General features: G+C 66.6%; 17 protein-coding genes and 6 pseudogenes. 15 read left to right on the forward strand and 8 right to left on the reverse strand.

Annotated features, from left to right (window positions below; genetic code table 11):
- Positions 1-12: 12 nt before the first annotated feature.
- Both cysN and cysD read right to left on the reverse strand, forming a co-directional pair.
- Entirely contained in the window at positions 13-1920 is a 1908-nt protein-coding gene (cysN, locus tag CVUC_RS03790) for a sulfate adenylyltransferase subunit CysN (RefSeq protein WP_096033115.1), read from the reverse strand.
- On the reverse strand, positions 1920-2900 hold the full coding sequence (gene cysD / locus CVUC_RS03795) for a sulfate adenylyltransferase subunit CysD (RefSeq protein WP_164468114.1): 981 nt from the start codon (positions 2898-2900) through the stop codon (positions 1920-1922). Before cysD ends, cysN begins: the two co-directional genes overlap by 1 nt.
- 218 nt (positions 2901-3118) lie before the next feature.
- Here cysD and CVUC_RS03800 point away from each other — a divergent pair, with 218 nt between their 5' ends.
- The 3 genes from CVUC_RS03800 (at position 3119) to CVUC_RS03810 (ending at position 6733) form a co-directional block, all read left to right on the forward strand.
- Entirely contained in the window at positions 3119-3337 is a 219-nt protein-coding gene (locus tag CVUC_RS03800; protein ID WP_010919358.1) for a hypothetical protein, read from the forward strand.
- Positions 3338-3509: 172 nt separating this feature from the next.
- Entirely contained in the window at positions 3510-6158 is a 2649-nt protein-coding gene (gene tipN / locus CVUC_RS03805) for a polar localization protein TipN (protein ID WP_096033117.1), read from the forward strand.
- A gap of 14 nt (positions 6159-6172) precedes the next feature.
- A complete protein-coding gene (locus tag CVUC_RS03810; RefSeq protein WP_096033118.1) occupies positions 6173-6733 on the forward strand; it encodes a sugar transferase in 561 nt (186 codons plus the stop codon).
- Here CVUC_RS03810 and CVUC_RS03815 read toward each other — a convergent pair.
- Positions 6730-8178: a mannitol dehydrogenase family protein gene (locus CVUC_RS03815; protein ID WP_096033119.1), complete on the reverse strand. Its 1449-nt coding sequence runs from the start codon at positions 8176-8178 to the stop codon at positions 6730-6732. The genes CVUC_RS03810 and CVUC_RS03815 overlap by 4 nt on opposite strands.
- Before the next feature lie 86 nt (positions 8179-8264).
- On the reverse strand, positions 8265-9773 hold the full coding sequence (locus tag CVUC_RS03820; RefSeq protein ID WP_096033120.1) for a UxaA family hydrolase: 1509 nt from the start codon (positions 9771-9773) through the stop codon (positions 8265-8267).
- A gap of 160 nt (positions 9774-9933) precedes the next feature.
- Between CVUC_RS03820 and CVUC_RS03825 the strand changes: the two genes are divergently transcribed.
- The 9 genes and pseudogenes from CVUC_RS03825 (at position 9934) to CVUC_RS03860 (ending at position 19597) form a co-directional block, all read left to right on the forward strand.
- The gene (locus CVUC_RS03825) at positions 9934-11007 is read left to right on the forward strand and encodes a LacI family DNA-binding transcriptional regulator (RefSeq protein WP_010919363.1); all 1074 of its coding nucleotides are present in this window, start codon (positions 9934-9936) and stop codon (positions 11005-11007) included.
- A gap of 107 nt (positions 11008-11114) precedes the next feature.
- Positions 11115-12578, forward strand: a complete 1464-nt coding sequence (gene uxaC, locus CVUC_RS03830) for a glucuronate isomerase (RefSeq protein ID WP_010919364.1) — start codon at positions 11115-11117, stop codon at positions 12576-12578.
- A gap of 24 nt (positions 12579-12602) precedes the next feature.
- Complete coding sequence (gene kduI / locus CVUC_RS03835; RefSeq protein ID WP_096033121.1) at positions 12603-13442, forward strand: 5-dehydro-4-deoxy-D-glucuronate isomerase; 840 nt, start codon at positions 12603-12605, stop codon at positions 13440-13442.
- Positions 13427-13540 (forward strand): annotated as a pseudogene (locus CVUC_RS20775) (hypothetical protein); the annotation flags it as partial. The gene kduI and the pseudogene CVUC_RS20775, both read left to right, overlap by 16 nt.
- A gap of 55 nt (positions 13541-13595) precedes the next feature.
- Entirely contained in the window at positions 13596-14363 is a 768-nt protein-coding gene (gene kduD, locus CVUC_RS03840; RefSeq protein ID WP_096033122.1) for a 2-dehydro-3-deoxy-D-gluconate 5-dehydrogenase KduD, read from the forward strand.
- A 186-nt stretch (positions 14364-14549) separates the two neighbouring features.
- On the forward strand, positions 14550-17279 hold the full coding sequence (gene ppc / locus CVUC_RS03845; protein WP_096033123.1) for a phosphoenolpyruvate carboxylase: 2730 nt from the start codon (positions 14550-14552) through the stop codon (positions 17277-17279).
- A gap of 154 nt (positions 17280-17433) precedes the next feature.
- Positions 17434-17816: pseudogene (locus CVUC_RS03850) on the forward strand (hypothetical protein).
- On the forward strand, positions 17810-18484 hold the full coding sequence (locus CVUC_RS03855; RefSeq protein WP_010919369.1) for a bifunctional 4-hydroxy-2-oxoglutarate aldolase/2-dehydro-3-deoxy-phosphogluconate aldolase: 675 nt from the start codon (positions 17810-17812) through the stop codon (positions 18482-18484). The pseudogene CVUC_RS03850 and the gene CVUC_RS03855 overlap by 7 nt, the downstream one beginning before the upstream one ends.
- Before the next feature lie 6 nt (positions 18485-18490).
- Positions 18491-19597 carry a sugar kinase gene (locus CVUC_RS03860; RefSeq protein ID WP_096033124.1) on the forward strand — a complete coding sequence of 369 codons (1107 nt, stop codon included), beginning with the start codon at positions 18491-18493 and terminating at the stop codon, positions 19595-19597.
- On the opposite strand, the gene CVUC_RS03865 is transcribed toward CVUC_RS03860, so the two are convergent.
- Positions 19587-19832 carry a hypothetical protein gene (locus tag CVUC_RS03865; protein WP_096033125.1) on the reverse strand — a complete coding sequence of 82 codons (246 nt, stop codon included), beginning with the start codon at positions 19830-19832 and terminating at the stop codon, positions 19587-19589. The two genes, CVUC_RS03860 and CVUC_RS03865, sit on opposite strands and share 11 nt — an antisense overlap.
- On the opposite strand from CVUC_RS03865, the pseudogene CVUC_RS20265 reads away from it, so the two are divergent.
- Positions 19809-19963 (forward strand): annotated as a pseudogene (locus CVUC_RS20265) (hypothetical protein); the annotation flags it as partial. The gene CVUC_RS03865 and the pseudogene CVUC_RS20265 sit on opposite strands and share 24 nt — an antisense overlap.
- A 137-nt stretch (positions 19964-20100) precedes the next feature.
- Here the strand turns inward: CVUC_RS20265 and CVUC_RS20270 are convergent.
- The 3 genes and pseudogenes from CVUC_RS20270 to CVUC_RS03875 all read right to left on the reverse strand — a co-directional run.
- A pseudogene (locus CVUC_RS20270) lies at positions 20101-20220 on the reverse strand (hypothetical protein); the annotation flags it as partial.
- A pseudogene (locus CVUC_RS20780) lies at positions 20215-20370 on the reverse strand (hypothetical protein); the annotation flags it as partial. The pseudogenes CVUC_RS20270 and CVUC_RS20780, both read right to left, overlap by 6 nt.
- Positions 20371-20630: 260 nt before the next feature.
- On the reverse strand, positions 20631-20942 hold the full coding sequence (locus CVUC_RS03875; RefSeq protein ID WP_096033126.1) for a DUF1244 domain-containing protein: 312 nt from the start codon (positions 20940-20942) through the stop codon (positions 20631-20633).
- Positions 20943-21152: 210 nt separating this feature from the next.
- On the opposite strand from CVUC_RS03875, the pseudogene pip reads away from it, so the two are divergent.
- Together pip and CVUC_RS03885 are read left to right on the forward strand one after the other, a co-directional pair.
- Positions 21153-22238 (forward strand): annotated as a pseudogene (gene pip, locus CVUC_RS03880) (prolyl aminopeptidase).
- 154 nt (positions 22239-22392) lie between these two features.
- On the forward strand, positions 22393-23757 hold the full coding sequence (locus CVUC_RS03885) for a cation:proton antiporter (RefSeq protein WP_164468115.1): 1365 nt from the start codon (positions 22393-22395) through the stop codon (positions 23755-23757).
- Positions 23758-23770: the final 13 nt, after the last annotated feature.

A 23770-nucleotide genomic window follows, 5' to 3' on the forward strand; every position in this document is an offset into this window, starting at 1 on the left:
CCGGCGCCGCGCCTAGATGGTGTAGTCGATCTCCTGGCCCTCCAGCCAGGCGACGATCCGTTCGGCCGCCTCGACAGGATCGATCGTGGTGGTGTCGATGCGCAGCTCCGGCGACGCCGGCGCCTCATAGGGGCTGTCGACGCCGGTGAAGTTCTTGAGCTGGCCCGAGCGCGCCTTCTTGTAGAGACCCTTGACGTCCCGCGCCTCGGCGACGGCCAGCGGCGTGTCGACAAAGACCTCGATGAACTCGCCGGGCTCCAGCAGGTCGCGCGCCAGTTGGCGCTCGGCCCGGAAGGGCGAGATGAAGGCCGTCAGCACGATCAGGCCGGCATCGACCATCAGCTTGGCGACCTCGGCCACCCGGCGGATGTTCTCGACGCGGTCCTCCTCGGTGAACCCGAGGTCCTTGTTCAGCCCGTGCCGGACATTGTCGCCGTCCAGCAGATAGGTGTGGCGACCCAGGGCGTGCAGGCGCTTTTCGACCAGATTGGCGATCGTCGACTTGCCCGCGCCCGACAGGCCCGTCAGCCAGACGACCTGGCCGCGCTGGCGTTTCAGCGCCGCCCGCGAGACCTTGGTCACATCTGTGTGCTGCCAGTGGATGTTGTCGGCGCGCCGCAGGGCGAAGTTGATCAGACCTGCGCCGACCGTGCGGTTGCTCAGCCGGTCGATCAGGATGAACCCGCCCATCTGACGGTTTTCGGCATAGGCCTCGAACGGGATGGCTTGGTCGAGCGACAGATTGCAGACCCCGATCTCGTTCAGTTCAAGGCGCTTGGCGGCCGTCTTCTCCAGCGTGTTGACGTTCACGCGGTGCTTGATGTCGGTGATGCTGGCGCCGACCGTGCGCGCGCCGAGCTTCAGCAGATAGGTGCGGCCCGGCGGCAGCGGCTCGTCGTCCATCCAGACGAGGGTGGCCTCGAACTGGTTGGCCACCGGGGCGGGCGCGTCGGCGGCGGCGATGACGTCGCCGCGCGAGATGTCGATCTCGTCTTCCAGCGTCAGGGTGACCGACTGGCCGGCGACGGCCTGGTCGAGATCGCCCGGCAGGGTGACGATGCGGGCCACGCGGCTTTCGCGGCCCGAGGGCAGGGCGCGGATACGGTCGCCCGGCTTGATCGAACCCGAGGCGATCAGGCCCGAGAAGCCCCGGAAGTCGAGATTGGGTCGGTTGACCCACTGGACCGGCATGCGGAAGGGCTTGGCCTGAAGGTCGTCCTCGACCTCGACGGCTTCCAGCCAGTCCATCAGGATCGGGCCTTCAAACCAGGGCGTGGCGTCGCTGCGGGTCGCCATGTTGTCGCCGCCGAGGCCTGAGATCGGGATCGGGGTGAACACCGAAAGGCCGATCCGTTCGGCGAAGGCGCGGTAGTCAGCGACGATGGCGTCGAACACGCCCTTGTCCCAGCCGACCAGGTCCATCTTGTTCACCGCCAGCACTACGTGGCGGATGCCCAGCAGGCTGACGAGATAGCTGTGGCGACGGGTCTGGGTCAGCACGCCCTTGCGCGCATCGATCAGGATCACGGCCGCGTCGGCGGTCGAGGCCCCGGTGACCATGTTGCGGGTGTACTGCTCGTGGCCGGGCGTGTCGGCGACGATGAACTTGCGCTTCTCGGTCGAGAAGAAGCGGTAGGCCACATCGATGGTGATGCCTTGCTCGCGCTCAGCGGCCAGACCGTCGACCAGCAAGGCGAAGTCGATCGCGCCGCCTTGGGTGCCGACCTTCCTGGAGTCGGCCTCGAGGGCCGCCATCTGGTCCTCGAAGATCATCTTGCTGTCGTACAGCAGGCGACCGATCAGGGTGGACTTGCCGTCGTCGACGCTGCCGCAGGTGATGAAGCGCAGCAGCGACTTGTGCTGGTGCTGATGCAGGTAGGCTTCGATATCCTCGGCGATCAGGGCGGACTGGTGGGCCATCAGAAGTACCCTTCCTGCTTCTTCTTCTCCATCGAGGCGGACTGGTCATGGTCGATGACCCGGCCCTGGCGCTCGCTGGTGGTGGTCAGCAGCATTTCCTGGATGACCTGGGGCAGGGTGGCGGCGGTGCTCTCGACCGCGCCCGTCAGCGGGTAGCAGCCCAGGGTGCGGAAGCGGACGCTTCGCATCTGCGGGACCTCGCCGTCGCGAAGGCGGAAGCGGTCATCGTCGACCATGATCAGCGCGCCGTCGCGCTCGACCACCGGCCGCTCGGCGGCGAAGTACAGCGGCACGATCGGGATGTTCTCCAGGTGGATGTACTGCCAGACATCCAGCTCGGTCCAATTGGAGATCGGGAAGACTCGCAGGCTTTCGCCAGGATGCTTGCGCGTGTTGTAGAGGTTCCAGAGCTCGGGGCGCTGGTTCTTCGGGTCCCAGCGGTGCTCGGACGATCGGAACGAGAACACCCGTTCCTTGGCGCGGCTTTTCTCCTCGTCGCGGCGGGCTCCACCGAAGGCGGCGTCGAAGCCGTACTTGGAAAGGGCCTGCTTGAGACCTTCGGTCTTCCACAAATCGGTGTGGACCGCGCTGCCGTGGTCGAACGGGTTGATCCCCCGGGCCTGAGCATCAGGGTTCTTGTGCACGAGAAGATCAAAGCCCAGTTCCGAGCCGATCCGGTCGCGCAGCGCATACATGTCGCGGAACTTCCAGGTCGTGTCGACGTGCAGAAGCGGGAAGGGCGGCTTGCTGGGATAGAACGCCTTGGCCGCCAGATGCAGCATCACCGCACTGTCCTTGCCGATCGAGTACAGCATGACCGGGCGCTCGCACTCGGCGGCCACCTCGCGAAGGATGTGGATGCTCTCGGCCTCCAGTCGCTGCAGGTGAGTCAGGCGGGCCGGCGTGATCGCCGATTGGGTCAGATCGGGCGTCATCGGGTCCGGCGGAGAAGCGGCGGGAGCGTATTGGGTGAAGGCCAAGGCGAGCGTCCGCTAGGAAAGAGTGTTCAGGCGCAACCTGGGGGAAGGTCCCAAGGCCTAGACTGGCACCTAGGGCCGAGCGAGGGTTGCGACAACCATCGGAATTCTAAGGGCGCTGTCAGATGCCGTGGAGCCGTCTTGTACGCCCATCGGCCCTTCATGACCAAAAGTTCACTCGCCTGCTTTGCGAAATGCTCGCATAACGCCGCTATGGGATCGTGAGGCGAGCTATGGGCTTCCTGGCGGAAATGCTGGCGGTTGCGGTGGTCTGGCTGTCGACCTTCGCGCTTTGCCAGTTCGGCTTGGTTCTCGATCATGTCTGCCCCTCGAAGGCTGAGAGCACTCAAGCCCGCACCGTCAATCGCACGCGCGAAGCCGCCATGCGTCCCGCGCCTGTTGATGTGAAGCGACCGGCGGCGGCTCATAGCGACACGTGAAAGCCGCGCTCTGGCATCGCAACTCCTGAAAACGCAACCAAAGCCGCTTTTCGCCAAGGCTTTTCACCGTTAGGTTCATGCGACACGCGAAGGTGGGGTCCGGCGCGCGACTGTTTAGCGCGCCCCCTCGTCGACGCCCACTTTACGCCCCGTCTTGGGACCCCGGCTGTGTATGAAGCCTAAGAAGCGCCAACCGCTCGATTTCTCCGCGACCCCGACGGAGATCCCTCCCGAGGAACCCAAGACTGCGCCTGAACTTCCGGAGTCCGCGTCTTTCGCGGCGCCGGACGCCGAACCCAGCTTCGCAGAGCCGTTGACGTTGAGCGACGCCGCGCCGGATGACCTCGCGGTCCCGACGCCGACGACCGTGCGTTCGCGCCGGCGTCGCGAGGCGGAGACCGCGCGTTTCGCCGAGCCCGACATGAAGGTCGCCAATTCGCTTGCGGCGACGCCGCAGCCGCCGGCGCCTATCCTGGAGCCTAGTGCGCCATCGGCGCCGCCGGCCCGGTCGGAAACCCGCGAAGCCGCCCTGGATCTTCGGGGTTCGGTTTCGGCCTCCGCCGCCTCCCTTGAGGCGGAGGTTGTTCCGCGTCGCATGTCCGGCGTCCTGTTCTGGACGCTGGCGACGGCGGTCGCAGCGCTCTGGGCGCTTGCCCCCATCGCCTTCGCGCTCGGCTATGCGCGCGGCGTACCGGCCTTCAAGATCGAGGGCTTCGCGTTGATGGTCTTTGCGGGCCTCGCGATCGGTCCGGCGCTGCTGACCCTTCTGGGCGCCTATATGCTGCGCCAGGCCAACGGCATTTCCGACGAACTGCGTCGCAACCGTACCCTGACCGACCGCCTGGTGGCGCCGGCGGCTCTTGCCGCCGCCGGCGCCACGAACGCTGTCGACGCGATGCGCCAGGGCGTCGACGAAGCCGCCGCCGCCGCTGAGCGCGCGCGGGAGCACATCATTTCACTTCGCAAGGCTCTTGCCGAAGAAACGGCGCGTCTCGCGGAGGCCGCCGCTGAGTCCGCGCGTATGGCCAACCAGCTGGCGCAGGGCCTGAGCCATGAGCGCTCGGCCATGGAGACCCTGTCGCAGTCTCTGGACGCGCGCTCGACGGCGGTGGTCGATGCGATCGGCAGCCAGGCGCGAATGGTCGCCGAGGCCTCCGACCTGGCGGAGACCCAACTGCGCGAGGCCGAGGCCGCGCTGGCGGCGCGCGCCGCCGATCTGGCCGCTGCGGCGGCCGAGGCGTCGGACGCGGCTCGCGTCGGGGCCGAGGATCTGTCCCGCCAGATCGCCCGCCTGGAAACGGCCGGCGTCGGGGTCGGAGACCAGGTGGCGTCGGTCGAAAAGACGCTCGCCGCGCAACGCGCCGCGCTTGTCGAGATCAGTCAGGCGCTCCGCTCCGAGCAGGAGGATTTCGCCGCCGAAGCCGAGACCCGGACGGCTCAACTCACCGAGTTCGTGGCCTATACGCGGGTCGGCGCGACCGAGCTTTCGGACACCGCCGCCATGGGCGCGGAGATCCTGCGCGGCTTGATCAGCGCGGCGGCCGATCAGTTCCGCGAGATGGCGGACGGCGCCAAGTCGCAGCGCGACACGCTGGCCGAGGAGGCCAAGAAGACCCTCGAGACCATCGGCGATGTCGCCGAGAACCAGAGGACTCTGCTCGAAGAAGAGCTGAAGGCGGCCATGGAGGCCATGGCCGAGGCGGCGCTGAAAGCCAGCGAGAGCGTCGAGGCGCGGGTCGAGGCGGCGCGTAGCCGTGTCGATCAGCTGAACGAGATCGCCTTCGCCGCCGGCCAGAAGGCTGACGCGGTGTTCGAGTCGCGGATGGAAGAGGCGCGCGACATCATCGAACACTCGGCCCAGATGGTCGAGCAGGCCGGCGCGCGGACGTCCCAGAAGCTCCAGGACTCGGTCCAGACCGCCCGCAGCACGCTCGACGAATTGGAGGTGATGCTGGCCGAGATCGGCCGTCGCACCGCCGACCTGCCGGCTGAGGCGCTGCAGAAGGCTGGCGAGGTTCGCATCGCGATCGAGCAGGGCGTCGAGCACCTGATGAACGCCGTGCGCCGCACCGCCGAGGAGACGGCGGCGATCGACCAGGCCTTCCAGGAGCGCGTTCGTCGCAACTATGAAATGCTGAGCGAGGCGGCGGGCGCCGTCACGGCCTCGGGGATTTCGACGGTCGCAGCGCGCGCGACCCCCGCCGCGCCGCCGCCCAGCCGTTCACGCGCCGCGCCGCCGCCTTCCGCACTTCCGACCGTCGAGTTCGATGATGAGGACGAGCCGCCGTCGGACCGCCGTCGGCTACGTTTGACCCCGACGGCGACCGACCAGGAGTTCCGCTCGGTCTTCGAGCAGGCTTCCGCGCGCAAGCAGACGGGGACGCCGCCGACGGAAGCCGAAGCCGACGGCAACTGGAGTTGGCGTGGCCTGCTGTCGGGCATCGAGAGCAGCTCGCCGGGCGACGCGGGGCTGGGTGAGAAGCTCGCCGCAGAGATCACCGCCATGGGCATCGACCCCCACGCTCTGTTGCCGCGCGGACGGATCGACGAGATCGCCGCCGCGCTCCAGACGCGTGACGGAGAGGGCGCGCGAGAGGTGGTCAAGCGCCTGGCGCCGGCCGCGATCCGTCGCTTGGTCCGTCGCCTGTTCTCCGACGCGACGCTGAAGGGCAACACCGAGCGCTTCCTCAAGCGCTATGCGGGCATGATCGACGAGGCGGCCGGCCAGGATCGCGAAGGCTTCCTGCTCGCCGCCCTGCTGTCCTCCGACGCTGGGCGGGCCTATCTGCTGCTCGACGCGGCGAGCGGCGATCTGGCCTAGGCCGAGCCGGCTGAATGAAGCGTGTGTTTGATGTGCTGGCTGCAGCGATCGGGCTGGCGGTCCTGGTCCTGCCGCTGGTCGTGCTGTGGGCGCTTGTGCGGCTGACTTCGCCGGGGCCAGGTCTCTACTGGTCGCAGCGCGTGGGGCGCGCCTCGGCGCTGTTTCCGATGCCGAAGTTTCGCACCATGCGCATCGATACGCCCGAGGTGGCCACCCACCTTCTCGACAATCCTGATCAATGGCTGACGCCGATCGGCGGCCTGATGCGCAAGCTCAGTCTTGATGAGTTGCCCCAGCTCTGGAGCGTGCTCGTCGGTCACATGAGCCTGGTCGGACCCCGGCCAGCTCTGTTCAATCAGGACGACTTGATCGCCGCGCGCCGTACAGCCGGCGTTGACGCCTTGCGCCCCGGCGTGACGGGGTGGGCGCAGATCAATGGGCGAGACGAGCTGTCGATCGCCGACAAGGTCGCCCTTGACGCCGAATATCTGCGCCGCCGCTCGCTTCTGTTCGATCTGCGGATCCTGGTCAGCACCGTCATCCCGGTGCTGACCGCACGGGGCGTCACCCGTTAGCCGAGATCGGCGTAGGCCTTTTCCAGCGTCGAAACGAAGCGGGGATCGCCGGCCAGCGACGCCGGGAACACCGAGTCCAGGGCCAGGAAGGCGGCGACGTCTGCGCTGGCCTCTCCCGTGGCCGCCAGGCCCAGAGCCAGGAGGCGATCTTGCAGCGGGTCGACGATGGCTTCACCGGCCTTGGCGCGCAGGGCGACGAACCGCATCCAGGCCGCCAGGGGGACGGCAAGTCGCTCGATCGAGCGGCCGGCCTCCAGGGTTTCCGTGAGGGTTCCCAGGATCCGGAACGGGAGCTTTTGCGAGCCATCCCAGGCGATCTGGGCGAGCAGGTGCCGGATCTCAGGATTGCGGAAGCGGCCTAGAATGGCGTCCGCATAGGCTTGCAGATCCAGGCCGCGCGGCGGGGTCAGGGTGGGGATGATGTCCTTGGCCATCATGTCGCTGGCCAAGGCGGCCAGGATGGGATCGCTGACGGCTTCGAAAACGGTTTCGTGGCCGCGCAGGATGCCGACATAGGCCAGCGTGGAGTGCACGCCGTTCAGAAGGCGCAGCTTGGCCCGCTCGAAACCGCGCACATCGTCGGTCATGATCACGCCAACGCTGGCCAGATCCGGTCCGTCGGCGGGGAGCACGTCTTCAACCACCCATTGGGCGAAGGCCTCACGCTGGATGGGCCAAGCGTCCTCCAGGCCGGTCGCGGCCAGGGTGCGCGCCCGCAGCGCATCGTCCGTCGCCGGTGTGATGCTGTCGACCATGGTGCGGGGGAATCGGCCTTCGCGATCGATCCACGCGGCGAGCGATTCATCCAGCTTGGCGGCATAGGCGACGACGGCGGCCTTCAGGCGCCAGCCGTTGTCCGCGAGGTTGTCGCAGGCGACCACCGCATAGGGCGCGAGGCCGGCGGCGAAGCGGCGGCGGAGGCCTTCGACCAGGTAGCCTACGGCGCTCCTTGGTTCACGCGGATTGGCCAGATCGTGGACGATGTCAGGGTGGCTTTCGTCCAATCCGCCATTGGCGGAAAGCGTGTAGCCCTTCTCGGTCACGGTCAGGGTCACCAGCCGCGTGGTCGGCGCGGCGAGGCGCGCGAAGACCGAGGGCGGGTCCTCGGGCGCCACCAGGACTTCAAGGATGGAGCCGACGATCCGGAAGGTGGTTTCCGCGTCCAGCTGCGCCAGCGTATAGAGACCGTCCTGCGGCTTCAGGGCGTCCCGGACGCCCGGGCTTTTCAGCGACACGGCGCAGACGCCCCATCGCGGGTCGTGCGCCAGAAGTTGGTCGAAATAGTGAGCCTGGTGCGCACGATGGAAGGCGCCAGGGCCGAAATGCACCACGCCGATCTGCAGCTTGTCCCGGTCATAGGTGGGGATGGCCACGCCCGGGACGACGCCGGGATAGCTGGTGGCGTTCAGACGCAGGGCAGGGGAGGTCGCGGAATTAGCGGTCAACGGAGCACGCCTGGAGTTTCGTGGGGGGAGGATGGGGCGCTAGATGCGCCAACTTGGACACCGGTGGCAATCCGGCTTGCCGGTTTTCATAAGGTGACGCCGGATTTCCAGAGGGCGATCTCGCGCTCGCCGTTCAGTTCGGCCTTGGTGGTCTTGCCGGACGCGGTTTCGATCACAAGGTCCATCAGGTTCTCTGCGGCGACATCCATGGATACGCCTTCGAGGACCTGGCCCGCGTCGAAATCGATCCAGCCCGGCTTGCGCTGCGCCAAGCCGGAGTTCGAGGCGATCTTCAGGGTCGGCGCAGGAAAGCCCAAGGGCGTGCCGCGCCCTGTGGTGAAGAGGATCACCGTCGCGCCAGCCGCGGTCAGGGCGGTGGAGGACACCGCGTCGTTCCCGGGCGCTTCCAGCAGGGTCAGGCCATGGCGTCCGACGGTTTCGCCATAGCGCAGAACCTCGACCAGCGGCGCGCGTCCGCCCTTCTGCACCGCGCCCAGAGATTTTTCTTCCAGACTGGTGATGCCGCCCGCGATGTTGCCCGGCGAGGGGTTCTCATAGATGGGCTGGTTGGCTTCGATGAAGTAGCGCTTGAAGTCGTCGATCACCGCCACAGCGGCGTCGAAGACCTCACGGCTGGCGGCGCGCTGAAGCAGAACATTCTCGGCCCCGAAGATTTCGGGAATCTCCGTCAGCACGGGGGTGCCGCCGGCCTCAGCGACCTTGTCGGCGATCCGGCCGACCAGCGGATTGGCCGTGATCCCCGAAAAGCCGTCCGATCCACCGCACTTGAGGCCCACGACCAGTTCCGAAACCGGCACAGGCTCGCGCCGGTCCTTCTCGGCGATCTCGACCAGGGCTTCCACGGCGGCCAGACCATCCTCCAGCTCGTCCTCGACCATTTGGGTCGTGAAGCTCTTAAGGCGCTCTCGGTCGATGTCCGGAGCGCTCTCGAGCAGCGCCTTGAGTTGGTTATTCTCGCAGCCGAGGCCCAGGATCAGCACGCCTCCGGCGTTGGGATGGCTGGCCAGAGCGGCGATCAGTTTCCGCGTATGGGCCAGATCGTCTCCGAGCTGGGAGCATCCGAAGGGGTGGGGGAAGGCGTAGACGCCGTCCACGCGTCCGGCGAAGCGCTGGTTGGCCTTCTCGGCGATCCGGCGGGCCGTGTTGGCGACGCAGCCGACCGTGCACAGCACCCAGATCTCGTTCCGCGTTCCGGCCCGGCCATTCTTGCGACGGAAGCCTTGGAAGGTTCGCGTGTCCGCAGACGGCGCTCCGGCCGGCGGCAGGGGCGCGAAGGCGTAGCCTTCGACGCCTTCCAGGCGGGTGATCACGTTGTGAACGTGCACATGGTCGCCGACCGCGATGTCGGCTGTGGCGCGACCGATCGGCCAGCCGTACTTCAGGACGTCATCGCCGGAGCGAACGACGCGCGTGGCGATCTTGTGACCCTTCGGCACGTCTGCGCGGACAATGAAATGCTCGCCATGCGCCGAGACAGACTCGCCGCAGGCCAGATCACGTAGCGCGGTCGCAACGTGATCGCGGGGATCCACCGCGTGGATCGATTCGCCAGGAGCAGGGGTGTTTTTGGTCATCGGCTATGATCGTTGCCGCACCAGCGGCGGCCAAAACGGGTTGTCTGGGCAAGGGTAACCGGTGTCACCGATCTAGCAATCGAATGTTTGTCCATAGGTTGGCGAGGCTTGTCTGGCTGGAGTATGACAAAAGAAAACGCCCAAAGCTGCTGGAAACCCCGTGAGCCCCTCCAAAACGCCCTCCACGATCCCGGAAGAAAGTGAGACCGGCGTCGAAGGCGGACGGCGCCGGGCGACGATCAATGACATCGCGCGCCTGGCCGGCGTTTCGAAGAAGACGGTGTCCCGGGTCATCAACCAGTCGCCCTTCGTCCGCGACGAGACCCGCGAGCGCATCGAGGCGGTGATCGCCGAATGGGGCTATGCGCCCGATCCGCAGGCGCGTGGTCTGGCGTTCCGCCGCTCGTTCCTGATCGGCATGATCTACGACAACCCCAACCCGCAGTACGTCGTGAACATGCAGCTTGGGCTGCTGGACGGCATGCGAGGCTCTGGGTTCGAGCTCGTCGTTCATCCCTGCAATCGCGCCAGCCCCACCTTCTTGACGGACATCCGCGCCTTCGTTGAACGGCAGAAGCTTTTCGGCGTGGTCTTGCCGCCGTCGGTTTCCGAAGACGAGCGCGTGGCCAAGCTGCTGAACGAGATCGGCTGCGCCTACATCCGCATCGCGTCGGTCGAGCTGGACAAGCCCGAACACATGATCGTTGGCCAGGACCGGATGGGCGGCGCGCAGGCGGCCCGTCACATCGTCGAGTTGGGGCACAAGCGGATCGCGTTCATCTCCGGTCCGGAGACGTTCCGTTCGTCGCACGAGCGGCGAGGGGGCTTCGAGGATGGCCTGGCCGAGGCCGGGCTGAGCTTGTCGCCGAACGATATCGTGCAGGGCGCTTACACCTTCGAGTCGGGCGTCGCCTGTGGCGATGAGCTGCTTTCGCGCTCGCCGCGTCCGACGGCGATCTTCTGTGGCAACGACGAAATGGCCGCCGGTGTCCTGCAGTCGGCCCGAAAAGCGGGTCTGTCGGTGCCTCAGGACCTCACCGTGGTCGGGTTCGACGATTTCCAGATCGCGCAGGCGGTGTGGCCGCCCCTGACCACGATCCATACGCCGACGCGCGAGATCGGCAGGATCGCGGTCGAAAAGCTGATTGGCGATGAGCGCCGCGAACCGCGCGATGTCACCAAGATGGAACCAAATCTGGTTATCCGGCAGTCTTCCGGGCCGGTTCCGGCCTAGGTGAGCGCCACGCGCTGGTGCTTGCATCACGCGATGACACCGGTTACCAAGCGGACACGGGCAGCCGTCGCGAAGCTGCCAGAGCGTAAGGGAGCAGACGCAAAGTCATGGCCAGGCCTCTGAGCTTTCACGAGGATCGTCTTTTCCCGTCGGATCCGGCCACCCGGTCCTACGCGCGTGGCCTTTATGCGCTGGTCAAGGACCTGCCGATCATCAGCCCGCACGGCCACACCGATCCGTCCTGGTTCGCGACCAACGCGCCATTCCAGGACGCCACGGACCTTCTGCTGGCGCCGGATCACTACCTGTTCCGCATGCTCTACAGCCAGGGCGTCAGCCTGGATGCGCTGAAGGTCCGCTCCAAGGCCGGGGTTCCCGACACCGACCCGCGCGAGGCGTGGCGGGTGTTCGCATCGCACTTTTATCTCTTCCGGGGCACGCCGTCCTGGGTTTGGCTGAACCACGTGTTCAGCCAGGTGTTCGGCTTCACCGAGTTCCTCGAAGCGTCGAACGCCGACGACTATTTCGACCGCATCACCGCCGCGCTGGCCACCGACGCCTTCCGCCCCCGCGCGTTGTTCGACCGCTTCAATATCGAGACGCTCGCCACGACCGAAGGTCCGCACGAGAGCCTTCAGCATCACGCCGCGATCCGCGAAAGCGGCTGGGGCGGCCATGTGATCACCGCCTATCGTCCAGATGCTGTGATCGATTTCGAAGACGAGCGGAGCCCGCGCGCCTTCGAACGGTTCGCCGAGACCTCCGGCCAGGACGTCTACAGCTGGAAGAGCTATCTGGAGGCGCACCGCCTGCGCCGCCAGGCCTTCATCGACGCCGGCGCGACCTCGTCCGACCATGGGCATCCCACTGCCGCGACCGCCGACCTCTCGGACGTCGAGGCCGAGGCGCTGTTCAACAGCCTGGTGAAGGGGGATGTCACCCCGGAGAAGGCCGAACTCTTCCGCGCCCAGATGCTGACCGAGATGGCCAAGATGAGCCTGGATGATGGTCTGGTCATGCAGATCCACCCCGGCTCTCACCGCAACCACAATGTTGGCCTGCTGAACTCGCACGGTCGCGACAAGGGCGCCGACATCCCGATGCGCACCGAGTATGTCGATGCGCTCAAGCCGCTGCTGACCCGCTTGGGCAACGATCCGCGGCTGTCGATCATCCTGTTCACGCTGGACGAAACGACCTACAGCCGCGAGCTGGCCCCGCTGGCCGGACACTATCCGGTGCTGAAGCTGGGTCCGTCCTGGTGGTTCCACGACAGCCCGGAAGGCATGATGCGCTTCCGCGAGCAGGTCACCGAGACCGCCGGCTTCTACAACACCGTCGGCTTCAACGACGACACCCGCGCCTTCCTGTCGATCCCGGCCCGTCACGACGTGGCCCGGCGCGTCGACAGCGCGTTCCTCGCCCGCATGGTCGCCGAGCATCGGATGGATCTGGTCGAGGCCGAAGAGCTGATCGTCGACCTGACCTACAACCTGCCCAAGAAGGCCTACAAGCTGGACCAGCGTCCGGACTGGGCCCGTCCCGCCACCCTGCGCGCCGCCGCAGAATAGAACACCTTTTCCGGAGACTTCCCGATGTTCGCCAAGACCTATCACGCCACCCATCCGGACATGATGTTCGCGGTCAGCAATGACGACCTGCGCGACCGTTACCTGATGCAGGGGCTGTTCCAGGACGGCCAGATCGTCCTGACCTACAATCACGCCGAGCGCTTCGTTGTCGGCGGCGTGGTGGCCACCAGCCCGATCAAGCTGCCCGACCAGACCGAACCCGCTTCGGCCGCCGGCCACCCGTTCCTGGAGCGCCGCGAACTGGGCGTGATCAATGTCGGCGACACCACCGGCAAGATCACCGTCGACGGCGTCGCCTACGAGATCGTTCCGCGTGACGGCCTGTACGTCACCATGGGCGCCAAGGAAGTCACCTTCGAAGGCGTCGATGGCGCCGCGCGTTTCTATCTCGTCAGCCTGCCGGCCCACGCTGCTTTCGAAACCAAGAAGCTGGCCTTCGCCGATGCGATCCCGCTGGAGCGTGGCGCGCTGGAGACCAGCAACGAGCGCACGATCTACCAGTACATCGTGCCGACCACCTGCAAGTCGGCTCAGCTGCTGCTGGGCATGACCGTGCTGAAGCCGGGCAGCGTCTGGAACACCATGCCGCCCCACCTGCACGACCGTCGCTCGGAAGCCTATTTCTACTTCGGTCTGGGCGAGAACGACCGGGTCTTCCACTACATGGGCGAGCCGGACGAGATGCGTCACATCGTCATCGCCAACGAGGAAGCTGTGATGAGCCCGCCGTGGTCGATCCACATGGGCTCGGGCACCGCCAACTACACCTTCATCTGGGCGATGGGTGGCGAGAACCTCGACTATACCGACATGAACGTGCTGGACATCTGCCAGCTGAAGTAGGGCCTTTGGCCATCGCGCTCCCGTGTCATCCCGGCCGGAGCGCAGCGTAGAGCCGGGACCCAGGGGCGGCGCCTTGCCGTCGGCCCCTGGGTCCCGGATAGCCTCTGCGAGGCTTCCGGGATGACACGAATTTTGGATCAGGAAATCAGAACCATGGCCAATCCGTTCAGCCTCGAAGGCAAGGTCGCGCTCGTCACCGGCGCCAACACCGGGATCGGGCAGGGGATCGCCATCGCTCTGGCCGCCGCCGGCGCGGACATCGCCGCTGCGGGCCGCAGCGCACCGACCGAAACCCAAGCCGCCGTTGAGGCCCTGGGGCGCAAGTTCCTGTCGATCAAGGCCGACTTTGGTTCGATCGAACCGGTCCAGCGCGTGGTCGACGAAACGGTCGCCGCGTTCGGCAAGGTCGACATCCTGGTCAATAACGCCGGCATCATCCGTCGCGCGGACTCGATCGAGTTCAGCGAGGCCGACTGGGATGCGGTGATGGACACCAACCTGAAGGTGGTTTTCTTCCTGACCCAGGCCTTCGCCAAGCAGGCTTTGAAGCAGGGTTTCGAGGGCGGTCAGGCCAAGGTCATCAACATCGCCTCGCTGCTCTCCTTCCAGGGCGGCATCCGCGTGCCGTCCTATACGGCCTCCAAATCGGGCCTGGCGGGCCTGACCAAGATCCTCGCCAACGAGTGGGCGACCAAGGGGATCAGCGTCAACGCCATCGCGCCGGGCTATTTCGACACCAATAACACCGAAGCTCTGCGCGCCGACCAGGACCGCAACGCCGCCATCCTGGCGCGTATTCCGGCCGGTCGTTGGGGGCGTCCGGAGGATATCGGCGGCGCGGCGGTGTTCCTGGCGTCGTCGGCGTCTGACTATGTTCAGGGCATTACTCTGCCCGTGGATGGGGGCTGGCTGGCCCGCTAGCGAAACAAAAACGCGCAAAAAAACGATGGTAGCGCAACCATCGTGCCGGGCGGCTTTTCCCGCCCGGTGAAGCGCGCTAGAGGGCGCCGCGACGTAAAGCGCCCGGCGTCGTTCCGGAGCGTCGAGGCGTCTTCTTGATCCAATCCCGTTCGGGACCGCCGGTCGTGCGGCCCCTGGAGTCCGCGCATGCGCAACCCGGCCCTGTCGATCGACGTCGACCGTCCGACCAGCCGCCACGTCCGCCAGAACGCCCATCTGCTCAGCGATCTGCTGATCGAGGCGATCACCTATCTGGAGGGCGAGGAGAAGGCCGAGCTGGTGGCCAAGGCGCGCAAGGCCGCCTCGCGCGAAGACGTGGTCAACGGCGACACGCCGCTGCTCGACCACCTGTTCTCCGACCTGACGACCGAGCAGGCCGTGTTTCTGGCGCGGGCCTTCGCCAGCCACTCGCTGCTGGCCAATATCGGCGAGGACGTCGCCGGCCGCCGTCGCCACGCCGAGGCGGACGCCCAGCCCGGTGACGAGCGCCCCCGCACCCTGATCGACGCCGTGAAGGCGCTGAAGACCGCGGGCAAGTCTGACGCCGAGATGGCTAAGATCTTCGCGGCGATGAACGTCGTGCCGGTGCTGACCGCCCACCCGACCGAAGTGCGTCGCCGCAGCATGGTCGACCGCGAGACCGAGATCTCGCGCCTGATGGCCCTGCGTCGCCATCACCTGCCGCCGGACCTCGACGCCGAGATCCGCGAGAGCCTGTTCCGCGAGATCGCCCTGATGTGGCGCACGCGCCTCTATCGTCCCGAGCGGATCACGGTGAAGGACGAGATCCGCAACGCGCTGTCGATCGTCCGTACCTCGATCCTGCCGGCGATCATCGACCTCTACGGCGACTGGACCGGCAAGATCGGCCAGCACGGCCAATTGGCGCCGCTGCTGAAGATGGGCTCGTGGCTGGGCGGCGACCGCGATGGCCATCCCGGCGTCAACGGCCAGACGCTGAAGTTGGCCTTGAGCTCGCAGTCCCGCGTGATCCTCGACTGGTACGCCGGCGAGGTGCGCAAGCTGTGGTCCAACCTGGCGGTCTCGACCGCCTATACGCCGGTGTCGGACGAGCTGCTGGCCCTGGCCGCCCAGGCCAAGGACCCTTCGGTCCACCGGATCGACGAGCCCTATCGTCTGGCGCTGGAGCTGATCTTCGACCGCCTGACCGCCGTCTCGCAGAAGCTGACCGGCGCTCCGGTGGCCTTCGCGTCGGGGGTGACCAGCGTCGAGCCGTACGCGCATCCGGACGCCTTCGTCGCCGACCTGTCGGTGATCATCGACAGCCTGGAGCGCAATGGCGGCGAGCGCCTGGTGGGCTCGGCGTTGCGCACCCTGGTCGAGGTGGCCAAGGCCTGCGGTTTCCATCTGATGAGCCTGGACCTGCGCCAGAACGCCGATGTCCATGAGCGGACCCTGGACGAGTTGTTCCGCCGGGCCGGCACGGGCGTGGAGTATCTGAAGCTCGACGAAGACGCCCGCTGCAAGGTGCTGATCGACGAGCTGTCGCACCAGCGCCCGCTGGTCTCGCCGTTCACCGCCTATGGCGAGGAGACGAGCAAGGAGCTGGCCACGATGGAGGCGGCCGCTCAGGCGGTGCGCGACTACGGCCACGGGTGCCTTGGCGCCTACATCATCTCGAAGTCGGCGACCCTGTCCGACATGCTCGAGCCGCTCGTTCTGCTCAAGCAGGTGGGACTGGTCTGGGGCGGGGCCGCGCCGCGCGCCTCGGTCAAGGTCGCGCCGTTGTTCGAGACCATCGGCGACCTCGAAAACGGTCCGGCCGTGCTGCGCCAGTGGCTGGAGCTGCCGCTGAGTCGGACGATCCTGGGTGATCGGCCGGTGCAGGAGATCATGCTCGGCTATTCCGACAGCAATAAGGACGGCGGCTATGTCGCCAGCCGGCGGGGCGTGGCGACGGGCGCTTCGGCCCTGGCCCACGAGGCCGATCGGATGGGCGTCGGTTTGCAGCTGTTCCACGGCCGCGGCGGCAGCGTCGGACGGGGCGGGGGACCGGCCGCCGAGGCCGTGCTGGCCCAGCCCGCCGGCACCGTCCAGGGGCGTATCCGCATGACCGAGCAGGGCGAGATGATCGCCCGCCGCTTCGGCGACCAGCCCACCGCGCGCCGCAATCTCGACGGCCTGGCCGCCGCGGTCCTGATGGCCAGCGACCGCCCGATCCCCAAGCGCGATCCCATGGTCGAGGGCGCCATGACCGCCCTGGCCCAGAGCTCGTTCGAAGGCTATCGGGCCCTCGTCTATGACGATCCGGCCTTCGAGGACTTCTTCTGGTCGGTCACCCCGATCAGCGAGATCGTCGGCCTGAATATCGGCAGCCGTCCGGCCAGCCGCACCGCCAGCCGCAAGATCGAGGACCTGCGGGCCATCCCGTGGGTGTTCAGCTGGTCGCAGGCGCGGTTCATGCTGCCCGGCTGGTACGGCTTCGCCTCGGGCGTCGAGCGGGCCGGCCTTTCGGTCGAGCAGCTGCGCGATCTGGCTGGAAATTTCGACTTCTTCGCCTCCCTGCTGTCGAACATGGAGCTGGCCCTGGCCCAGAGCCAGATGGGCATCGCCGCGCGATATGTCGGCCTGTCGCCCGACAAGGCCAATGCCGAGCGCATCTTCGCGACCATCCGGCGTGAGCACGAGGCCGCGACCGGTCTGGCCCTGGCGATCCGGGGTGGCGCCGCGCTGCTCGATAACCAGCCTGATCTCGCCGAGTCGGTCGCCTTGGCCAGTCGCTCGGTCGATCCGCTGAACCATCTGCAGCTGGAGCTTCTGTCGCGCCGCCGGGCGGGGGACAGCGACGAAGAGCTGCGTCTGGCGATTCAGCTCACCGTCGCCGGGATCGCGGCGGGCCTGCGCAATACGGGCTGAGGGAGCGGTGTTTCTTCAGGTCTCGGAAGGCTCGTGAATCCAAGGGGTTAGGACTAGAAAATTCTCGCGTAACGGTGCTTGCGCTCTTCTTCGGTTTCTGATTATCTGCCGATGACACCGGTGGCAAAGACGGCTCTGCTGCTCTCGGTAACCGGTGTCATTACGTTTCGGTTCGGCGTTGTGGTCGGTCCGTCTCGTTTTGCGGCTCTTTGAGCTCGCTCCTGCGCAAACTTTCGGGGCGTCGGCGGAGTCCGACGCCTCAATTTTGTGTCGGGCGGCGAGCGCGGCGGGCCGACGGAAAAGGTCAGGGGAAGGAAGCGTCCATCGGAAAGCTTTCGCGCGAAGCCGGCTGCCAAGGCCGATTTCAGCGCGGTCGCATCCCTTAGTTTGACGTTGCGGCAAGCCCGGTGTGGCGCGCGAGCGCGACGCGGTCTAAGGGAACGCCCTGAGCCAATTCCGGCGAAATATTGCTCGCGCGGCGGCCCATGCGGTCCTTCGCGCAAGAACGATCCTTCGGGAAGGAGTTTGAGATGGTGAAAGACCGTATGGCGGTGCTGACCGCCCTGATGGACCAGGGCGTCATTCCGGTGTTCTACCACCCGGACGTCGAGGTCTGTAAGAACGTGATCCAGGCCTGCGCCGACGGCGGCGCGCCCTGCATCGAGTTCACCAACCGCGGCGATTTCGCCAGCCACGTCTTCTATGAAGTGACCCGCTATTTCGCCGAGGCGGATCCGCGCGTGATCATGGGCGTGGGCTCGATCGTCGACGCTCCGACCGCCGGCATCTACATCGCCAACGGCGCCAAGTTCGTCGTCGGCCCGATCCTGAACGCCGACGTCGCCAAGGTCTGCAACCGTCGCAAGATCCCGTATTCGCCGGGCTGCGGTTCGGCCTCGGAAATCTCGTACGCCGAAGAGCTGGGCTGCGAGATCGTCAAGGTGTTCCCGGGTTCGTCGGTCGGCGGCCCCGATTTCGTCAAGGCGGTGCTGGGCCCGATGCCCTGGACCCGCATCATGCCGACGGGCGGCGTCGATCCGGACGAGGCCTCGGTGAAGAAGTGGTTCGGCGCGGGCATCGTCGCCGCCGGCATGGGCTCCAAGCTGATCACGCAAGAGATGCTGGACGCCAAGGACTACGCGGGCATCTCCAAGAAGGTCCGCGAGACGGTAGACCTGATCAAGAAGGTTCGTGGGAAGGCCTAAAACCAAATGACCGACAATATCCTCAACATCCGCCCGGCTTCGGAAACGAAGTGGGATTGCGCCAGCTTCGGTGAAGTGATGCTGCGTTTCGACCCGGGCTTTGGCCGGGTGCGCAACGCCCGTCAGTTCCAGGTCTGGGAAGGCGGCGGCGAATACAACGTCGCCCGCGCTTTCAAGAAGTGCTGGGGCAAGCGCTCGACGGCCGTCACCGCTCTGCCGGTGAACGATCTGGGCTGGCTGGTCGAGGATCTGATGATGCAGGGCGGTGTCGACACCTCCCACATCATCTGGCGCGATTTCGACGGCCTGGGCCGCAACACGCGCGTTGGTCTGAACTTCACCGAGAAGGGCTTCGGCGTTCGTCCGGCCCTGGGCTGCAGCGACCGGGGTCACTCGGCCGCCTCGCAGATCCGCCCCGGTGAAGTGAACTGGGAAAAGCTGTTCGGCGAAGAAGGCGTGCGCTGGTTCCACACCGGCGGCATCTTCGCGGCCCTGGCCAGCAACACCGCCGAAGCCGTGATCGAAGCGGTCGAAGTGGCCCGCAAGTACGGCACCGTGGTGTCCTACGACCTGAACTACCGCGCCAGCCTGTGGAAGTCGCAGGGCGGCAAGGAAGGCGCTCAGAAGGTCAATCGTCACATCGCCCAGTACGTCGACGTGATGATCGGCAACGAGGAAGACTTCACCGCCTGCCTCGGCTTCGAAGTGGAAGGCCTGGACGAGCACATCAGCTCGATCGACCCGGCCAACTTCAAGAAGATGATCGAGACCGCTGTGAAGCAGTTCCCGAACTTCAAGGTCGCCGCCACCACCCTGCGCAACGCCAAGACCGCCTCGGTCAACGACTGGTCGGCGATCCTGTACGCGGGCGGCCAGTTCTACGCCTCGATGATGCGTGAGAACCTCGAGATCTACGACCGCGTCGGCGGCGGCGACGGCTTCGCTTCTGGTCTTGCGTTCGGCTTCATGGAAGGCAAGGGCCCCCAGGCCGCCGTCGAGTACGGCGCGGCTCACGGCGCCCTGGCCATGACCACCCCGGGCGACACCTCGATGGTGCGCAAGGAAGAGGTCGAGGCCGTGATGAAGGGCAAGGGCGCGCGGGTCATCCGCTAAGCGTCTCTCGTTCTTTGAAGAGCAAAGAGAAGTCCTCGGTCGCAAGGCCGGGGACTTTTTCTTTGGCGCAGGGCGGGTTGTAGATGTCGGCCTCCTCGCGCTCCTTCTCCGCGAGGAGCTCGGCGAACCGCGTGAAGCGCTCCTGAAGCTTGCGGGTCAGCCAGGCTTGCTCGTGGCGACGACGACGCGCCGAGCGCGATCCGCCGGAGCGATGAGGTTTTCGAGGGGAGGGCATTTGGGGCTCCTGAAATCCTCCCCCCAGCGGGGGAGGTGGCGCGAAGCGCCGGAGGGGGAAGTCCTACCGCGCCTGCCTCTTCCCCCTCCGTCGTCCCTTCGGGCCGACACCTCCCCCGCTGGGGGGAGGATTGGAGCGCACGGAAGCCGCTCAGCGGTGTGACCGTGAGGTGCGGGGAGGGATGCGGAGCGCCGGGCGACGCCCGGAGTTCTGTTGTGTTGTTACCGTTTCGACGAAGACCGACGCTCCGCGCGATCGTTATCCGCCAGCGTCCCGTCAGGTGGCCCTCTTCAGGCCTTACCGGGACCTGGGCGCACTCGTTTCCGAGAGGCCCAGCGGTCGGAGAGGACGAGCCAATACAGGCTAAGACACATCCCTTTATCCCCAACCACGCCGACGGCGGGCGGGTCTGGCCAGCAACCAGATCCCCGGACCGTCCGAGTATCCCCCTCGAACCTGTCCCCGCTCGACCGCCCCTCAAAGCCGCGAAGGTCGCTGGCCGCGCGCCCTCCCCAGTGCTTCGAGGTGGGAAGAGGATAGGGCAGGTTTCGGAGCCGGGGATGAAATCGCAGGAGCGCTCGTCGAATGCTCACAAAAGCCCTCTCTCTTAGAGAGAGGGAGGGGCCCATGCGCAGCATGGGAGGGTGAGTGGTTTCACCTTCTCCGGACAGGGCAGGGAAGTGGAAGGCATTGAATTGGCGGAGGGTTCACGGCTTGCCCCGTAACCACTCACCCTCCCACGCCTTGCGGCGCGGGCCCCTCCCTCTCTCTAAGAGAGAGGGACCCAATCCCCGTCCCCTACGAGCGTTCAGCCCGCAGTTTCGCGTTCAGCGCCAGGCTCTCTTCCATCCGCGCCAGCTGCTCCTGCGTGGCGGGCGACTGGTGCTGGGCCTTCCACTCGGCGGCGGGCATGCCGTGGACCGCCTCGCGGGCGGCCTCCTTGCTGATTGCGCCGTCCGAGGCCTCGTGGACCCAGTCGCCCAGGCAGTTGCGGCAGAAGCCGGCCAGGCCCATCAGGTCGATGTTCTGGGCGTCGCTGCGCATCTGCAGATGCTCGACCAGGCGGCGGAAGGCGGCGGCGGCGAGGCGGTCTTCGATGTCGAGGGTCATGGGCGTTCCAAATGTCGTGTCATCCCGGCCGAAAGACCGCGAAGCGGGCTGTAGAGCCGGGACCCAGGGGCCACTGCAGTGCGCCGGCCCCTGGGTCCCGGCGCTCCGCTGCGCTACGGCCGGGATGACACGGAAAAGCGTCGGTTTCGAGCCTAGAGATTCCGATCTTTCAGCGCGAGAGTGCCCAACCCCTTTCGGCAGGATTCGACCATGGACTTCTCGAAGCTTCGCGCCACCAGCAAGGTCACCACCGAGTGGAGCTATCCGCAAGGCGCGCCGCTGCGCACGGGCTGGCTGCGGGTCGATACGGCGCCCGACCATGAGCTCTACTGGGAGGAATACGGCCGCGCCGACGGCTAGCCGGTGATGTTCCTGCACGGCGGTCCCGGCGGGGCCTGCGCGCCGGTGATGTCGCGCTTCTTCGATCCGGACCGCTATCGGGTGATCCTGTTCGACCAGCGTGGCTGCGGCAAGAGCCGCCCGACCGTGGCGGCCGATGGCCCGGACAAGGCCCTAGCCAACAACACCACCGACCATCTGGTCTCCGACATCAACGCCCTGCGCGAGGCGCTGGGGATCAGCGGCAAGATGCATGTGTTCGGCGGCAGCTGGGGCAGCACCCTGGCCCTCGTCTATGCCATCCGTCATCCGGAGAAGGTCGCCTCGCTGATCCTGCGCGGCATCTTCCTGGGGCGGAAGGAGGACCTGCTCTACATGTATCAGGGCAACGCCGCGACCTATCAGGCCCAGCCCTACGCCCTGACCGCGCCGGGCGCCTACATCACCTATCCGGACGAATGGAAGGCCTTTGTCGAGGTGATCGCGCCCGAACAGCGCGGCGACATGATGGCCGCCTATAAGGCGATCTTCGACACGGTTCCGACCACCGACACCGAGCGCGCGGCGCAGCTGAAGGCGGCCCTGGCCTGGTCGGTGTGGGAAGGCACGATCTCGAACATGATCCCGGCCGCCGAGGACGCGGGCAAGTTCGGCGAGGCCGAATTCGCGCTGAGCTTCGCCCAGATCGAGGCCCACTTCTTCGCCCACGACCTGTTCCTGAAAGAGGACGAGATCACCGACGGCGTGGCGGCGCTCACGGGCGTGCCGGTCCATATCGTGCATGGTCGTTTCGACCAGGTCTGCCCGCTGACCCAGGGCTCGCGGCTGGTCCAGGCCCTGGAGGCGGCGGGGCTGCCGCCGGCGACCTATGTCATCACCGACGCCGGCCACAGCGCCATGGAGGCCCAGACGGTGATCGCCCTGACCGCGATCATGGATGGGCTGCCCAGGCTGTAGTCGTCTGCTCGGCCATCGGGGGTCTCGGCGCCGGGAATTCGTCGGGTGACAAGGCTGTCAAATTGAGCGATCGGTGGGTTGCGTCCGCGACTTGACTCAGCGCGGCATGCGGCAAGGCGCAAAGCCAGTACGATATTTTGGGGAGCGTACAGACGTGTCAGACCTGCTCGCGCACACACTGCAGACCGTGGGCGACATCCTTGGGCCGCACGGCCCGGCGACCAAGGCGGCCGAGCACAGCTATACGCCGAACGATTACTCGATCCATTTCTTCCTGCAGCTGGCGGTGATCCTGCTGGCCTGCCGCGTGACGGGCTGGTTCGGGAAGAAGTTCCTGGCCCAGCCGCAGGTGGTGGGCGAGATGATCGCGGGCGTCGTCCTGGGCCCGTCGCTGCTTGGGCTGCTGTTCCCCGACTTCCAACTCTCGCTGTTCCCCAAGGAGACGCGGAACATCCTCTATGTCGGCGCCCAGCTGGGCGTGGGTCTCTACATGTTCCTGGTCGGGGCCAGCTTTCAGGCGGGGCACTTCAAGACCAAGGCCAGGAGCGCGATGAGCGTCTCGTTCGCCGGCATCGCCGCCCCGTTCGCCATCGCCGTCATCATCACGCCGTTCCTGCTGAAGGTTCCTGGGCTCTTTGCGCCGACCATCACGCCGGGGGCGGCGACGCTGTTCATGGGGGCCTGTATCGCCCTGACCGCCTTCCCGATGCTGGCGCGGATCATCAATGAGCGCGGTCTGCAGAAGACCTCGCTGGGCACCCTGTCGCTGACCGCAGGCGCCTTCGATGACGCGGTGTCCTGGTGCGTTCTGGCCGTCGTGCTGGCGATGTTCGGCGGCGGACCCGGCGTGGCGGTTCTGGCGATCGGCGGCGGCCTGCTGTGGGTGCTGTTCGTGCTGACCCTGGGTCCGAAGATCCTGGCGCCGCTGGGCCGCATGGTCGAGCGCGAGGGGGAGCTCAGCGCTCACGCCCTGGCCCTGGTTATCCTGGCTTTCTGCGTCTCGGCCTTCCTGATGGACGCGGTCGGGATTCACGCCATCTTCGGCGGCTTCATCATGGGTGTGGTCATGCCGCGCGGCCTGTTGACCCAGGAGCTGAAGAAGAAGGTCGAGCCGCTGGTCGTGGTGCTGCTGCTGCCGATGTTCTTCACCTATTCGGGCCTGAACACCCGGCTGGACATGGTCAACTCGCTGGATCTGCTGCTGATCGCGCTGGGGATCCTGGCCTGCTCCATCCTGGCCAAGTGGGGCGCCTGCTATGTGGCCGCCCGCGCCACCGGCGAGGATCACGCCACGGCCATGGGCATCGGCGCCCTGATGAACTCGCGCGGCCTGATGGAGCTGATCATCATCAATATCGGCCTGCAGAAGGGCATTATCGGCCCGACCCTGTTCGCCATGCTGGTGCTGATGGCGATCGTCACCACGATGATGGCCAGCCCGCTGTTCGAGATCGTCTACGGCAAGAAGGCCCGCGAGCGCGGCGAACTGGACGCCGTTCCGGACGCTAAGCGGGCTTAGAGGTCAGACGGGG

Source organism: Caulobacter vibrioides (genome assembly GCF_002858865.1).
Classification (GTDB): Bacteria; Pseudomonadota; Alphaproteobacteria; order Caulobacterales; family Caulobacteraceae; genus Caulobacter; species Caulobacter vibrioides.